12 protein-coding genes are annotated in these 15,593 nt (G+C 38.0%); 10 read left to right on the top strand and 2 right to left on the bottom strand.

Annotation, left to right across the window (positions count from 1 at the left end; all coding sequences use genetic code 11):
- The first annotated feature begins 1 nt into the window (after position 1).
- From LGQ90_RS00615 to LGQ90_RS00605, 3 genes are read left to right on the top strand one after another with little or no spacing between them, the layout of a single operon-like run.
- Positions 2-2,212, top strand: a complete 2,211-nt coding sequence (locus LGQ90_RS00615) for a RelA/SpoT family protein (RefSeq protein ID WP_229337070.1) — start codon at positions 2-4, stop codon at positions 2,210-2,212.
- Between the two features lie 24 nt (positions 2,213-2,236).
- Complete coding sequence (locus LGQ90_RS00610) at positions 2,237-2,692, top strand: Fur family transcriptional regulator (protein ID WP_229337068.1); 456 nt, start codon at positions 2,237-2,239, stop codon at positions 2,690-2,692.
- A gap of 12 nt (positions 2,693-2,704) precedes the next feature.
- Positions 2,705-3,976 carry an adenylosuccinate synthase gene (locus tag LGQ90_RS00605; protein ID WP_229337066.1) on the top strand — a complete coding sequence of 424 codons (1,272 nt, stop codon included), beginning with the start codon at positions 2,705-2,707 and terminating at the stop codon, positions 3,974-3,976.
- Positions 3,977-4,074: 98 nt separating this feature from the next.
- Here the strand turns inward: LGQ90_RS00605 and LGQ90_RS00600 are convergent, their stop codons facing one another.
- Complete coding sequence (locus LGQ90_RS00600; RefSeq protein WP_229337064.1) at positions 4,075-4,926, bottom strand: ferritin-like domain-containing protein; 852 nt, start codon at positions 4,924-4,926, stop codon at positions 4,075-4,077.
- 25 nt (positions 4,927-4,951) lie between these two features.
- Entirely contained in the window at positions 4,952-5,740 is a 789-nt protein-coding gene (locus LGQ90_RS00595; RefSeq protein ID WP_229337062.1) for a ferritin-like domain-containing protein, read from the bottom strand.
- A gap of 225 nt (positions 5,741-5,965) precedes the next feature.
- Here LGQ90_RS00595 and LGQ90_RS00590 point away from each other — a divergent pair, with 225 nt between their 5' ends.
- From LGQ90_RS00590 to LGQ90_RS00560, 7 genes are all read left to right on the top strand, one after another.
- Positions 5,966-7,762, top strand: coding sequence for an OstA-like protein (locus LGQ90_RS00590; RefSeq protein WP_229337060.1), 1,797 nt, complete (start codon positions 5,966-5,968; stop codon positions 7,760-7,762).
- Position 7,763: 1 nt separating this feature from the next.
- Positions 7,764-8,960 (top strand): aspartate aminotransferase family protein, encoded by a 1,197-nt coding sequence (locus LGQ90_RS00585; RefSeq protein WP_229337058.1) that lies wholly within the window; start codon positions 7,764-7,766, stop codon positions 8,958-8,960.
- 91 nt (positions 8,961-9,051) lie between these two features.
- Positions 9,052-10,449, top strand: coding sequence for a tetratricopeptide repeat protein (locus LGQ90_RS00580; protein WP_229337056.1), 1,398 nt, complete (start codon positions 9,052-9,054; stop codon positions 10,447-10,449).
- Positions 10,450-10,488: 39 nt separating this feature from the next.
- Positions 10,489-11,427: a DUF368 domain-containing protein gene (locus LGQ90_RS00575; protein WP_229337054.1), complete on the top strand. Its 939-nt coding sequence runs from the start codon at positions 10,489-10,491 to the stop codon at positions 11,425-11,427.
- Positions 11,414-12,430, top strand: coding sequence for a DUF368 domain-containing protein (locus LGQ90_RS00570; RefSeq protein ID WP_229337052.1), 1,017 nt, complete (start codon positions 11,414-11,416; stop codon positions 12,428-12,430). Before LGQ90_RS00575 ends, LGQ90_RS00570 begins: the two co-directional genes overlap by 14 nt.
- The gene (locus LGQ90_RS00565; RefSeq protein WP_229337050.1) at positions 12,427-13,155 is read left to right on the top strand and encodes a shikimate dehydrogenase family protein; all 729 of its coding nucleotides are present in this window, start codon (positions 12,427-12,429) and stop codon (positions 13,153-13,155) included. Before LGQ90_RS00570 ends, LGQ90_RS00565 begins: the two co-directional genes overlap by 4 nt.
- Before the next feature lie 119 nt (positions 13,156-13,274).
- Positions 13,275-15,590 (top strand): DUF349 domain-containing protein, encoded by a 2,316-nt coding sequence (locus LGQ90_RS00560; protein ID WP_229337048.1) that lies wholly within the window; start codon positions 13,275-13,277, stop codon positions 15,588-15,590.
- Positions 15,591-15,593 lie beyond the last annotated feature (3 nt).

The following is a 15,593-nucleotide window of genomic DNA, read 5'->3' as shown; positions in this document are numbered from 1 at the left end:
TATGACAGAGGCGGCTATAGTAAAAGAAAACAAACAGATTGCCAAGCAGTATAAAGAACTGCTGCGTATAAGTTATCAAACCCTTTCTGATGATGATAAAAAACTCATTAGACTTGCGTTTGATACAGCGGTTGATGCCCATAAAGATCAGCGAAGAAAATCTGGAGAAGCCTATATTTTTCATCCAATTGCTGTGGCTAAGATCGTAGCTTCAGAAATTGGCCTCGATGCAACTTCTATTGCCGCTGCCCTGCTCCATGACGTGGTAGAAGACACTAAATATACCCTGGCAGATCTAAAGGAAATGTTTGGAGATACGGTTGCTAAAATCGTGGATGGACTCACCAAGATTTCCAGTCTTAAAAAAGACATGAATGTTTCTCTTCAGGCTGAGAACTTCAGAAAAATGCTGCTCACTTTAAATGATGATGTGAGAGTGATCATCATCAAGATCGCAGACCGTTTGCATAATATGCAAACCATGGATGCGATGCGACCTGATAAGCAGGTAAAGATCGCTTCAGAAACGCTTTATATTTACGCTCCTCTTGCCCACAGAATAGGTCTTTACAATATCAAAACCGAACTTGAGGATCTGGGACTTAAGTATACTGAACCTGACGTGTACAGTGATATTCTTACAAAAATTAAAGAAAGTAAAGAGGACCAGGATCTTTATATTAAAGAATTCAGTAAGATCATTCAGGACTCCCTGGACCAGGAAAGCCTGGAATATGAGATAAAAGGGAGGCCAAAGTCTATTTATTCTATTAATAAAAAGATCAAGACCCAGAATATAGATTTTGATGAGATCTATGACAAATTTGCTATTCGAATAATTTATAAGAGTGAGCCTTCCCAGGAGAAATTTCTTGCCTGGAAAATATATTCAATAGTTACAGATCATTTCAGACCTAATCCCACGCGTTTACGAGACTGGATCTCTTCTCCAAAATCTACAGGTTATGAAGCTTTACACATTACGGTGATGGGACCAAAAGGTCGCTGGGTGGAAGTTCAAATTAGAAGTGAGCGAATGAATGAAATCGCTGAAAAAGGTTATGCCGCGCACTATAAGTATAAACAGGGTAGTGAAAGTAAAGAAGAAAGAGGTTTTGAAGAATGGGTAACCCGTTTACAGGAAGCCCTGGAAAGTTCAGATGTTAATGCCGTGGACTTTGTGGAGCAATTCAAACTTAACCTTTATTCTAAAGAAATTTTTGTGTTCACACCTCAGGGAGACCTTAAATCCTTACCGAAAGGTTCTACTCCCCTCGATTTTGCGTTCAGCATTCATACCGAAATTGGATTGCACACCAGAGGCTCGCGGGTAAATAACAAACTGGTTCCATTGAGTCATGAACTAAAAAGTGGGGACCAGGTTGAGATTATTACTTCAGAAAATGCCAAGCCAAATATCAACTGGCTGGATTATGCAAATACAGCACGAGCCAGGGCAAAGATAAAATCCTCTCTAAAGGACGAGAAAAAGGAAATTGCCGAGGAAGGAAAAGCAGTACTCGCAAGAAAACTGAAAGCCCAAAAGATCCAATTCAACGAAAAATCTATCAATGAACTGGTGGTATTTTTCAATTTAAAAACCAGTCTGGATCTTTTTTACCGGGTAGGTATTGGTAAAATAGACAACCAGATGCTCAAAGATTTTGCTTCTTCCAGAAGTAACTCGCTGGTGAGTTATTTCAAAAGCAAGATCAAAAAGCCACAGGTGGCTTCAGATCTCAATAAAGACGAGATCACTGCCAAATATGATCAGCTTGTATTTGGTAAGGAAGAAGAAAAACTTGAATACAAATTGTCCAATTGTTGCAACCCAATTCCGGGGGATAATGTCTTCGGGTTTATTTCGGTAAACGACGGAATAAAAGTTCACAAAAAAGACTGTCCCAATGCCTTACAGTTGCAAAGTAATTATGCATACAGGATCATTCAGGCAAAATGGATAGACAGTTCTCAACAAGATTTTAAGGCGGTTATCAAACTACAGGGAATAGACAATTTGGGGCTGGTAAGCGAGATCACCCAGGAGATTTCGAGCAATATGCATGTAAATATGCGAAATCTAAATTTTGACAGTTCAGACGGAGTATTTAGCGGAAGGATCACCCTGGTTGTAAAGAATAATAATATCCTGAATACCATCATTCAAAGGCTGAAAAAAATTAACGGGATAGACAAGGTTAGCCGTGAATAAACTTTTACCTTTGCATTGCAAATTATGAGTAAAAAAGTCGCAAATAAAAACGATCAGGCGGTCGTAAAAAATGTTTTCACCAAGTATCTTGAAGATAAAGGGCATCGTAAGACACCAGAACGTTTTGCCATACTTCAGGAGATCTACAATGCAGACGATCATTTTGATATTGAGTCTCTTTATATTAAAATGAAGAACAAAAAATATCGCGTAAGTCGTGCAACTTTATATAACACGATAGAATTGTTATTAGAGTGCGGATTAGTTAGAAAACATCAGTTCGGCCAGAACCAGTCTCAATATGAAAAATCATATTTTGACAGGCAGCACGATCATATCATCCTTACAGATACCGGAGAAGTGATAGAATTCTGCGATCCTAGGATACAAAGCATTAAACAAACAATAGAAGAGGTTTTTGATATTGAGATCAATAAACATTCTTTATATTTCTACGGAAACAAAAAATCAACCAATTAAGTTCAAAAATTCATGGCAGTAGATTTACTACTAGGTCTTCAATGGGGTGACGAAGGAAAAGGAAAAATAGTTGACGTTCTAACCTCCAAATACGATATTATTGCCCGTTTTCAAGGCGGTCCAAATGCAGGACATACTTTGGAGTTCGATGGTCAAAAACACGTTTTACATACCATTCCTTCAGGTATTTTTCATGATGATAGTATTAACCTTGTAGGTAATGGTGTCGTGATAGACCCCGTTATCTTCAAAAGAGAACTGGACAATCTTGCGAAACACAATATAGACTACAAGTCAAAACTGGTGATTTCAAGGAAAGCCCACCTTATTCTTCCAACCCATCGTTTACTGGATGCAGCTTCAGAAGCTTCAAAAGGAAAAGCGAAAATTGGTTCTACACTTAAAGGTATAGGTCCAACTTATATGGATAAGACCGGAAGAAATGGTTTGCGTGTAGGAGACCTTGAACTGGAAGACTGGAAAGACAGATATCGTGCCCTTGCCGATAAACATGAGAAAATGATCGCTTTCTATGATGTAGATGTTCAGTATGATCTAAAAGAATTAGAAAAGGAATTCTGTAATGCTGTTGAAACTTTAAAATCCCTAACTTTTATTGACAGTGAAGAATACTTACACCAGGCCATGAAATCTGGTAAAAGTATCCTTGCTGAAGGAGCTCAGGGATCCTTACTTGATATTGACTTTGGGACCTACCCCTTCGTGACTTCTTCTAATACCACTGCCGCCGGGGCATGCACCGGGCTGGGAGTAGCTCCAAGAGAAATTGGAGAAGCTTTTGGTATTTTCAAAGCCTATACAACGAGAGTTGGAAGCGGCCCCTTCCCTACTGAACTTTTTGATGAAGTAGGAGAAAAGATGGGACGCATCGGGAATGAGTTTGGTGCTACCACCGGTAGAAAAAGACGTTGTGGATGGCTGGATCTTGTTGCATTGAAATATGCCGTGCAGGTAAATGGAATTACCCAGCTTATTATGATGAAAGGGGATGTTCTAAGCGGATTTGACACTTTAAAAGTTTGTACCTCTTATAAATATAAAGGAGAGGAAATTACCCATCTTCCTTATAATATAGAACCTGAAAACATTGAACCAATTTATACAGAGGTAAAAGGATGGAAAGAAGATCTTACGAAAATGACCGATGCTTCTTCTCTTCCTAAGGAATTTAATGAGTACGTGGAATTTCTGGAGAAAGAACTTGAAACACCTATCACTATAGTTTCTGTGGGACCAGATAGAAAACAAACAATTCAGAGATAATAAAAGCTCCCCTGTTTTAAGAAACTGTTGAAGTTTGTATTATAAAACAAAAAAAGGAACGCAAATGCGTTCCTTTTTTATTAGATATAGATTATTTTCTATTCTTCTGAAACTATAAATAGACCTGCAATTGCATTTGCAGTTGCAGCATTGATGGGTTCATCAAAAGCTTGACTAACCGCTTCTGCAACATCACCAACTATAGGATCTGCAAAATCAAGAGATGTAACATCTACTCCTCCCTGCATTACATTTTCCTCTCCGTCATAGACTGCCTGGGTTGCTTCGGGCATTCCTGCTCCTCTGTTATTTAAGGTTATCCAACCTTCCAGACCACGAATTCTTCTAATCTCAGAAGCATGTCGCGCCTCTACAGAATGAATTTGAAGAGCTGGCTCAAGGAAAGCTGTTCCCATTAAATTAGCTGCCTGTCCTTTATAGGCTCTAACCCCAGTATCTTCAAAGGCCTGTGCTAATGCAAGTAATTGTGCATAAGCAGTTTCCTGTCCAATTCCATTATCATTAAATGGGTCAAAAGCTCCACCTGCAGTAAAATCAAAAGTTGGTGATGATACCGGAGTAGCTCCAGCACCTTCTAAACCTGCTTTTAAAAATTCAACGTGAGCTGTTTCATGCTTAGAAATTTGCATATACACAGTTTCGGCTCTTCCTGCAGGTAATACTCCAGATTCTAAAGCTTTTATATAAAATTCAGCTTCAAGATATTCTAATGTAAGTGCAAGTTGTAGCGCGTCTACTGCTGAGTTTTCCTGAAAGAAAGCTGCCGTGGCTGCTTTTGCCTTCCCTGAAGTTGCAAGTCCAAATGGTACAGCTGCCGCAGCCGCTTTTTTACCAAAAGAACCCAGGGTATTAAACATCTCCCTTCTTGAAGAAGATTTTGTTGTTAGTTTTTCAGATGAAAAATCATCTAATAATTTTATTATACTCATAATTATTTTTTTAGGTGTTAGTAGATTATGCTCCTGTCATTGGTTCTGGAAGATTGTTCGCTGTAAATTCAGTAACAATAAATCCTCCGGCAATTTCAAATACTTCTGAAGGATCATAAGCAAGATCCAATCCATTTTCATCAATTACGTCATCTCCAGCGAAATCTGCTGAATCTGGATTAATCAATGATCTAATAGCTGAAGCATGTCTTGCTTCCACAGAAACAATTTTACCTGCTAAGGTTAAATAAGTAGCGTCAGCGATTCTATCTCCTGCACCATTGTAAGCTCCAACGCCGGTATCTTCTAATGCCATTGCTGTAGCCAAAACTGAATCTCTACTATTAAAATCTACTGATGAAACATCAAATTCTAGATCAGGAAGTGTATTTTCTTCTCCGGCTGCTGCAGTAATAGCAGCTTTAAAGAAATCACGGTGAATAACCTCATGATTATAAAGATCATCAAAAAGATCTTTTTCTTCCTGAGGAGCACCAGCATAATATCCTCCAGCTCTTACCTGAATATAAAAAGCAGCTTCAAGCTGTTCTAAGGCATAAGCATAGTTAAGAATACCTACATCTCCACTTCCAAGATCAAATACTTCTGGATTTGGATTTGGGTTTGGATCTGGATTTGGATCTACCACTTCTCCACCGGGATTAAACATGTCATCATCGCTACATCCATACAGTAAAAAGCTGGATCCTGCTATTCCAAGTCCACTCATTCTAATGAACTTCCTTCGCGAATTGTTTTTCGAATCTTTGGAAGATGCATTTACTACATCCACCTTGACTAAGGGTTTTTTCATAATTAAAATTTTAGTTTCTAAATAAACCTACGATGGGAAACAGCTTTTGGATTGCTAACAAGCGTTAAGGTTGTCTTAAAACCCGGAAAATTTAGAAAGCTTTAGGATTTACAGGAAGTTATTCGGTTTTATTTAAGTTAATTTTTTTTCAATGTTACTTTTTAAAACGTTTATACCTAAAAAATACTATCCGTGGATTTTGACTACTTTTGAAAAAAAATCAGATTGAAACGATATTCTACCTCTTTATTTTTCCTCATATTGTTTATTTCAGTCTTTGCTAGTGCTCAGACCAATCAGGAAATAAATTATGATTCTGATAGAACCTTAAAAAATGAACAAAGATATCCTGGAGCGCTTATTTTAAGCAAAGTAGATAACCAGGTCTATTTTGATCATGATGGGATCGAGGTTTGGTGTGATAATGCTGTATTCTATAAAGAGGCTAATTTCTTCAAGGCTTACGGGAATATTCGTATGCAACAGGGCGATAGTGTACGTATGACCAGCAATTATGCGGAATATAATGGAGATACTGAATTTGCCTTTGCCAGTGGCAAGGTTAAAATGACAAGACCTCAAACTACCCTTGAAACTGACAGTCTGTTTTTTGACAGAATCAAGCAACAGGCATATTATAGAAGCGGAGGAAAAGTTACCGATACTGCCAGCGTCCTTACCAGTACAATCGGCAGGTATTTTATGGAAGAAGATAAATACAGCTTTGTAAATAATGTGGTAGTCACCAATCCTGAATATAAGATCAATTCTGAACAATTAGATTTTTATTCTGAAAGCGGTCATGCTTATTTATATGGTCCTTCAACCATTGTTAGTGAAACAAGCACCGTTTACTGTGAACGCGGATTCTATGATACAAGGGCAGATAATGGGTATTTCGTTAAGAATTCCCAGATCAATTATGACAACAGGATACTTAAAGGAGATAGTCTTTATTTTAATAGAAAGAACAGCTTCGCTTCAGCAACTAATAATATCCGGGTAATAGATACTATAAACGACAGTAGAGTTAGCGGTCATTATGCGGAAGTTTACAGGGATAAAGATTCTGTATTTATCACAAAAAAAGCTCTTGCGGCCAGTCTTCAGGATCGTGATACCTTATTTATACATAGCGATACGATCATGATCACTGGAAAACCGGAAAAACGTATACTCAGGGGATTTTATGATGTGAGGATCTTCAAAGAAGATCAAACCGGAGAAAATACAATGAGTGGGAGAAGTGATTCTATTTATTCTAATCAGCAATCGGGGCTCACAAAACTCATCAATATTAGCAGGAAGGCTAATGGAAAGCCTGTTCTATGGTCTGCTGAAAATCAAATTACCGGTGACAGCATTCACCTTCAGAGCAATCCTAAAACCGAGCAGCTTGATTCTTTATTAGTCTTTGATAACGCTTTTCTTATTCAGAAGGATAGTATTGAAGGTTACAATCAGCTAAAAGGAAAGATACTTACCGGGTATTTTAGAGAAAATGAGCTTTATGAAGTGGTGATCGATAAAAATACCGAAACCTTAAATTATATGCGGAATAGCGAAAATGAATTGATCGGGATCAACAAAACCCTGGCAAGTTCCATTCGAATTCTTTTCGCAGATCAGCAAATTGAAGACATTTATTATTATAATCAGGTAGACGGAAATCTTACTCCGGAAGCAGATTTCCCCCCAAATGCCAGAAAATTACAAGGTTTTAACTGGCGTGGCGAGGAAAGGATACTTTCAAAAGAAGGTTTGTTTGAGGGAAAACCTGAACCGGAATTAACCAGGATTAAAGGAATTCCCCTTCCAGATGAGCCTGAAGAATTTTTTGATGAACGAGAAGAAGATGATCTGCTACTGGATGAAAATTCAAGGTTAAACCCGAAAGTTTTAAAGAACAGAAAAGTGGATACGCTTAAAATCAAATCAGAAAAAATACTTGATTCTTTGAAAGTCGAGACTTCTAGGAAAGCAGATTCTGTAAACACAATTCCGCAGAAAAAGGATAATTAAATTGAAGGAAGATTTTTTAAAATATCAGGCCCAGACCACTCCTCATCCTCTGGCATTAGAAGTTTCTCATGCAAACGGGTCTTATATAATGACTACCGATGGAAAAAAGCACCTGGATTTCGTAGCAGGTGTTTCAGCCTGTAGCCTGGGACATTCACATCCCAAAATCGTTTCAGCAATTAAAGAGCAGGCAGATAAGTATCTGCATGTGATGGTATATGGAGAATATGCGCAGAAACCGGCAGTTGATCTAACTAAATTACTGGCCAAACATTTACCCGGTCCTTTAGAAAAAACCTATCTGGTAAATTCTGGAACCGAGGCTATTGAAGGAGCCATGAAACTTGCCCGAAGAGCGACTGGGAGAACGGAGATTATTGCCGCAAAAAAGGCCTACCACGGGAACACCATGGGTTCTTTAAGTTTAATGGATCTGGAAGAAAGAGTAAAACCTTTCAGACCACTTATAGGGGATATTGCCTTTATTGAGTTTAATAATGAAGGAGATATTTCGCAAATAACCTCCAAGACTGCGGCCGTTATTTTAGAGACTATACAGGGTGGGGCCGGATTTATAATGCCTGTAAATAATTATCTTAAAAAAGTGAAAGCCCGTTGTGAAGAAGTTGGGGCTCTTTTAATATTAGATGAAATTCAACCCGGTTTTGGCCGGACAGGAAAACTTTTTGGGTTTGAAAATTTCGAGGTGGTACCTGACATTGTTGCACTAGGAAAAGGAATGGGTGGAGGTTTACCTATTGGCGCATTTGCAGCCTCAGGTGAATTAATGGATCTCTTGAGCGACAACCCCAAGCTTGGTCATATTACCACCTTTGGCGGAAACCCTTTGATTGCCGCAGCGGCACTGGCTACTTTAAAAGAAATAACCGAATCTGATCTTATTCCAAAGACTTTAGAAAAGGAAAAATTATTCAGAAAACACTTACAACATACTCTTATAAAGGAAATAAGAGGTAAAGGATTAATGCTGGCCATAATGCTGGAATCTCCCGAAATCGCCGATCAACTCATCCTGAAAGCCAAAGAAAAACAGTTAATCTTATTCTGGCTGTTATTCGAAAAACGTGCGGTACGACTCACTCCACCCTTGACAATTTCTGACGAAGAAATTATGCAAGGATGTGGCATTATTGTTGACATATTGAATGAAATAAAAAATGAGATTACCGGCTGTTAATTAATTTGTTAACAACAATGTAACATATTCCCGAAATCGCCTTTAATCATTTATAACTTTAATACAGAAGAAATCCCTTAATCACTCTCTTATGCAGCTAAGCCATAACGAAGAAGATAATTTCTCACTTGACCGCTTTGAATCTATGCTTAAAACAAATGATGTTTTATTCTTTGATTCAAACGAGTTTGAAAACATTATCCACCATTATCTTGAAAATGGTAAGATCTCTCTTGCCAAAAAGGCAGTCAAACTTGGTCTTGCTCAGCATCCTACTTCAGTGAATTTAAGACTGTTCAAAGTGGAGATACTTGTTTTTGAGGATAAATTAGACCTGGCAGATGGGATTTTGAATGAACTGAAAGAACTGGAGTCTTCTAATGAGGAAATCTATATTCAGAAAGCCCAGATCTATTCAAAAAGGGATATGCATGCGGAAGCTATAAAAATGCTACAGGCAGCTCTTGAGATCACGCTGGAAGATGCTGAAATATTTTCTCTCATAGGGATGGAATATCTCTTCCTGGAAGATTTTGAAAATGCCAAGTATAGTTTTATGAAATGTCTCGAAGCAGATGAGGAAGATTACTCTGCTTTATATAATATCATGTACTGTTTCGATTTTCTGGATCAGAAGACCGAAGCTATAGAATACTTAAACCTTTACCTGAACAAACATCCTTACTGCGAAGTTGCATGGCATCAGGTAGGAAAGCAATATTTTGACCTGAAAGATTATAATAAGGCATTGGCAGCATTTGATTTTGCCATTATTAGTGATGACAGGTTTGTAGGTGCATATCTTGAAAAAGGAAAAGTACTGGAGAAATTGAAACGCTACAACGAGGCTGTTGAAAATTACAATATAACCCTGGAACTTGAAGATCCTACCTCATTTGCTTACTTAAGAATTGGTAAGTGTTTTGAGAAACTGGGTTGTGAGGATCTTGCCCTTAAAAATTATAAGCAAACCGTTCATGAAGATCCTTTGTTGGATAAAGGCTGGATTGCCATTACCGATTTCTATATTAAAAAACTGAATTTTCAAAAGGCGCTTTACTATATAAATAAAGCGATCAATATTGATGAAGAGAACGTTCTTTACTGGAAGCGATATGCTAAGATCAACAGTAGGCTTAACTTCTACGAAGAAGCTGAACAGGGCTACAAAAAGAGTCTGGAATTAGGCAATTATGAACTGGAGACCTGGATTAGACGTTGCGATATCCTTATTGGGCTTGGCGAGTATGAAACGGCTATTTCCAGCATGTTACAGTCGCTTGAATTCTATCCCGGCTCTGCGGAGATCGAATACCGTCTTGCTGGCTTGTTCTTTTGTACCAATAAAGGCGAGAAAGGATATTTTCACCTTAATAATGCTCTTAAGATAGATTCAGAATATTATATCATTATAGAGGAACTTTTTCCTAATATTTTTGACCGAAAAAGCGTCAAACAAATTATAAATTCCTTCGTAAAGCTCTCTTAGTTATTTTGCTACCTTTGGGCAAATTGATAAAAAAAGAAGATGCAGCGAAGTTTTTCTGATTACCTTAAGGTTACTCTAAAAGGAATGGCCATGGGGGCCGCAGATGTTGTTCCCGGAGTCTCTGGTGGAACAATCGCATTTATTTCAGGAATTTACGAAGAATTGATCTCTACCATTAGCGGGGTAAAACCCTCTCTTTTAACCACCTGGAAAGAAGACGGATTTAAAACGATGTGGAAAGAGCTGAACGGAAATTTTATTCTGGCTCTTTTCTGCGGAATTCTAATTAGTCTTGTTAGCCTTATGCGGCTGGCAAATTATTTATTAGAGACACATCCTGTTTTGATCTGGTCCTTTTTCTTTGGTCTTGTTTTGTCCAGTATCTGGTTTGTAGCCAAGCAAATCCCAAAATGGAATTATAAATTATTTATAGCTCTTATCATTGGAGCGGCGGTAGCATTTTATATTGTGAGTCTTCCTCCTCTTTCTCCAAATTCGAGTTCTTTATTTTTATTTTTTGCGGGGGCTATAGCCGTTTGTGCCATGATTTTACCCGGAATATCTGGCGCTTTTATTCTTGTGCTCTTAGGCGCCTATAAATCAATAACCGAAGCTGCTCATGATTTTGATATTAAAACCCTGGCTATTGTAGGTGTTGGTGCCATATTTGGTTTACTCACTTTTTCAAGAGTTTTAAAATGGCTGTTCGTACATTACAGTAATATTACCCTGGCAGTTTTGACCGGTTTCATTGCTGGCTCACTAAATAAGATCTGGCCCTGGAAAGAAACCCTGGAAACGGCTATGTATGGAGATAAAGAGGTAGTTTTGAAAGAGGCTTCTGTTCTGCCCTGGAATTTCAGTGGAGATCCGCAAACATTATGGGCAATACTCCTTATGCTTGCCGGCTTTTTGCTTATTATTGTTTTGGAATTGGTAGCTACCAAAAAACCTGAACCTGCCAATGCAGCAAACTAGAACGTTTACCGATAAGATCCTTTTGGTGCTAAAGGGTCTTGCCATGGGAGCCGCGAACAAAGTTCCGGGGGTCTCTGGTGGTGTGGTTGCGTTTGTTGCAGGGTTCTATGAAGAGTTTATTTACTCCCTTCAGAAAGTTAATATAAAAGCCTTTAAACTTCTAATATCAGGAAGATTTAGAAGTCTCTATCAATATGTAAACGGAAAGTTTTTAGGGCTTCTTATTCTGGGAATGCTCATTAGCTATTTTAGTGTTTCCAAGGCCCTAGATTACCTCATTATCCATTATGAACTCTATGTATGGTCTGCCTTTTTTGGGATGATCATTGGTTCTATTTATTATATCAGTAAAGATTTTGACGAATGGGACAGAAATTCAATTCTCTTTGCAATTTTCGGGATCATTGGCGGTATTGCGATAAGCTTTCTGGAGCCGGCCAGGGAAAATGATAATCTGTGGTTTGTTTTTGTATGCGGAATGATAAGCGTTTCCGGAATGACCTTACCCGGACTTTCCGGAAGTTTTATTCTTATTCTCTTGGGGAATTATGTTCTGTTACTGGTAGATTCTGTGAATGCCCTGTATGATACCATGGCTGAATTGATCATGCTTGATTTTAGTTTCACCGGAGATCCTGAAAGAATCCGAATGCTTCAGGTCCTGGCTGTTTTTGCCCTTGGGTCCCTGGCCGGACTCGTGTCTTTATCTCACCTTTTAGGTTATGTTTTAAAAACCAGAAAAAAAGAAACCTTTGCGGTGATCATTGGCTTTATCACGGGTTCCCTAGGCGTTGTATGGCCCTGGAAAGAAAAGGTATTCAAAGTGAACGAATTGGGAGAAACCCTTATAGACCGGGAAGGGAACAGGATAATTGACAATTATGACCGGTACTGGCCTGCATTTCACACAGCAGAAACCTGGCTTGCGATTTTCTTTATTGTAGTCGGTATCTTTATCGTATTGGGTTTGGCCTGGTATGAAAATAGAAATTCAACCTCATGAGAAGCTTCGGATTAATTGGCAAAAATATTGACTATTCGTTCTCCAGAAAGTTTTTTTCTGAAAAATTCAGTAAAGAAAATATTGACGCTGATTACAAAAATTTTGATATACCTGAAATTGAAAAATTTCCCGAAGTCATTCAGAATACTATTATTTCGGGCCTCAATGTAACTATTCCATACAAGGAAGAAATTATCCCCTATTTGGATTATCTGGACCCGCATGCGGAAAAGATCAAAGCGGTAAATACCATCAAATTTGAAAAGGATGGTAGTTTGTGTGGATATAATACAGATTACTGGGGCTTTTTAGAATCTATAAAACCACATCTGGAGCCGCAACATTCAACCGCGCTTATTCTGGGTACTGGCGGAGCTTCCAAAGCCATCGCCTATGCCTTGAAATTACTGGAGATAGATTTCAAATTCGTATCCAGAAAGCGTGAAAAAGATCAACTCTCCTATACAGAGCTAGACCAGGAAATCATTGCTTCTCATACGCTTATCATCAATTGCACACCTTTGGGTACTTCCCCCAACATTGAAAAATATCCGCAAATTCCTTTTGAATTTATCTCTGAAAAACATCTTATCTACGACCTGATCTATAATCCTTCAGAAACAAAATTTATGCAGCTTGCTTCAGAAAAAGGTGCAAAAAGTATTAACGGACTACAAATGTTAAAGCTGCAGGCAGAAAAGGCATGGAATATCTGGAATTCTTAATTCAGTTCAATAAATACCCAATTGCGTCCTCATAAATAAAACCAATCCCTTGTCCAATTTTAGGGGAGTTGTTATCTTTCAGAATTAATAGACTATGAGGAACCTTAACATTGAAAGATATGTCACAGCAAGAAAATGAAAACAAGAAGAAAAACCTTTCCCCCGAAGATCTAGAAAACAAAGACAAGAAGATACCTGAAGAGAAAACTTCCGCGGAAAGCAATGAGGAAACGACTGCTAAGCCTGTGGACCAAGTGAAAACAGAAGACTCAAAAGAAGTCTCTCCAGATAGAGCTGAAAATGAAGAATCAGATCATGAAGATGCTATTCTTCATGAATCTGCGACCGGAAAAGCAACTTCAGATAAAATTTCCAGAGAAAAGAAAAATCCCGATGAAGATCCATATACTCATATGGAAGAAACAGAGGACATAGAGAATCCGTTTTTTAAAGAACCTGAATTTAAAGAAGGAAAATCTGGGAAAAAGTTAAAGACAAAGCAAAAATTGTCAGAATCCACAGATCATGAAGATGCCATGGTTTCAGAATCTGAATCCCAATCAAAGAAAAATGAAGAAACTGAAGATGGCACCGATAGTGATTTAGGGGATGCTGTTGTTGGGGAGAACAAGAAATCTTCCGGAAACCATGAGGAAGACATGGACAGTGCGGTAGCTGAAGACAGTGAAGATGAAAGTGCCAGTGAGCGCCATAATATTGAGAAAAAGGATTATCATTCTATGAATAAAGAGGATCTGGCCAATGAGCTAGAGAAGCTTTTAAAGAATGAGAAGATACAAGCCATTAAAGAACATGTAGCAGAAATTCGGTCTGAATTCAATGCGAAGTTCGATGAGGAAATGGAAGAGAAAAAAGAAGATTTTCTTGCCGATGGCGGAAATATCATAGACTTCCACTACTCTACTCCATTAAAAAAACGTTTCAATTCCCTGTATTTTGACTATAAGGAGCAAAGAAATAATTATTATAAGCGCCTTAAAAAAGATCTTAATGATAATCTTCATACCCGTTTAGAACTCATTGAAGAGTTAAAAGGACTTTTAGATGTTGAAGAAAACATTAATACCACCTACAATCACTTTAAGGAAATTCAGGATAAATGGCGTACAGCCGGTCCTATTCCAAGAGATCGTTATAACAATGTTTGGAATACCTATCACCATCATGTAGAGAATTTCTATGATTTCCTGCATTTGAACAGGGAGTTCAGGGATATGGATTTCAAACACAATCTCGAGCAAAAACTAAAAGTGATAGACCGAGCAGAAGAGCTTATTCAGGAAAAGGATGTAAATCGTGCTTTTCGGGAATTGCAGATGCTTCATAAAATGTGGAAGGAAGAACTTGGACCCGTAGGAAAAGAATATCGTGACGAGATCTGGGAAAGATTCAGCACCGCCACTAAAAGTATTCATGATAAGCGACAGGAGTATTTTAATAGCCTGGATGAACAATATGAAAAAAACTGGGAGCGCAAGCAGGAGATCATTGAAAAGATCAAAGAAATAGCAGATAAAGATTTTGACAATCATAACAAATGGCAGCAAAAGATCAAGGAAATTGAGGCCTTACGTGAAGAATTCTTTAATGCGGGCAAAGTTCCACGAACTAAAAACCAGGAGACCTGGAATGCTTTCAAAGAAAATGTGCGCCGTTTCAATCGTAAAAAGAACGCTTACTACAAGAATCTAAAAAAAGCCCAATATGATAACCTGGAGAAGAAAAAAGAACTTATCCAGATAGCCGATGATAATAAGGACAGTGATGACTTTAAGACCGTTACTCCTTTAATGAAGAAGATACAGGCAGATTGGAAGAAGATTGGTCATGTCCCCAGAAAAGATAGCGATAAGGTATGGAAGCAATTCAAAAAAGCCTGTAATCACTATTTTGACCGGCTTCATACTCAGAAAAATGAAGATAATAAGGAAGAAGTTGAAGCTTTCGATAAAAAGAAAGAAATTCTTGATAAAGTAAAAGCTATTGAACTTAGCGGTACCAAAAAGGAGGATCTGGCCAAAATTAAAGAGCAGATCAATGCCTGGAAAGAGATCGGGAAAGTCCCCTATAATAAACGCTTTATAGAAGGCAAATTCAATAAAGCACTGGATCAATTATTCAAAAAAATGGATCTTGATCATACCAAGGCTGAGATGATGAAGTATGAGAATAAGGTGCAGGCCCTGGATGATGCAGATGATGACAAGAGAATTAGAAATGAACATTATTTCTTAACCAAGAAGATCCAGGAAACAAAAGATGAAATAAGACAGCTAGAGAATAACCTTCAATTTTTCTCTAATGTAGATGATGACAATCCTTTAGTTAAGGAGGTCCATAAAAATATTGCCAATCACAAAGCCGACCTTGAGGTATGGAAAGAGAAACTTGAAAAGATCAAGTCGCTTTACTAAATA

The organism is Christiangramia sediminis, from assembly GCF_020552705.1.
In the GTDB taxonomy this organism is placed as follows: domain Bacteria; phylum Bacteroidota; class Bacteroidia; order Flavobacteriales; family Flavobacteriaceae; genus Christiangramia; species Christiangramia sediminis.
This window is presented reverse-complemented; position numbering and strand designations above follow the sequence as displayed.

Bases quoted from the DNA above. Each gene is read 5' to 3' on its own strand.
- LGQ90_RS00615 (WP_229337070.1), top strand. From the start codon at position 2: ATGACAGAGGCGGCTATAGTAAAAGAAAACAAACAGATTGCCAAGCAG.
- LGQ90_RS00580 (WP_229337056.1), top strand. From the start codon at position 9,052: ATGCAGCTAAGCCATAACGAAGAAGATAATTTCTCACTTGACCGCTTT.
- LGQ90_RS00595 (WP_229337062.1), bottom strand. From the start codon at position 5,740: ATGAAAAAACCCTTAGTCAAGGTGGATGTAGTAAATGCATCTTCCAAA.
- LGQ90_RS00600 (WP_229337064.1), bottom strand. From the start codon at position 4,926: ATGAGTATAATAAAATTATTAGATGATTTTTCATCTGAAAAACTAACA.
- LGQ90_RS00565 (WP_229337050.1), top strand. From the start codon at position 12,427: ATGAGAAGCTTCGGATTAATTGGCAAAAATATTGACTATTCGTTCTCC.
- LGQ90_RS00605 (WP_229337066.1), top strand. From the start codon at position 2,705: ATGGCAGTAGATTTACTACTAGGTCTTCAATGGGGTGACGAAGGAAAA.
- LGQ90_RS00570 (WP_229337052.1), top strand. From the start codon at position 11,414: ATGCAGCAAACTAGAACGTTTACCGATAAGATCCTTTTGGTGCTAAAG.
- LGQ90_RS00610 (WP_229337068.1), top strand. From the start codon at position 2,237: ATGAGTAAAAAAGTCGCAAATAAAAACGATCAGGCGGTCGTAAAAAAT.
- LGQ90_RS00560 (WP_229337048.1), top strand. From the start codon at position 13,275: ATGTCACAGCAAGAAAATGAAAACAAGAAGAAAAACCTTTCCCCCGAA.
- LGQ90_RS00575 (WP_229337054.1), top strand. From the start codon at position 10,489: ATGCAGCGAAGTTTTTCTGATTACCTTAAGGTTACTCTAAAAGGAATG.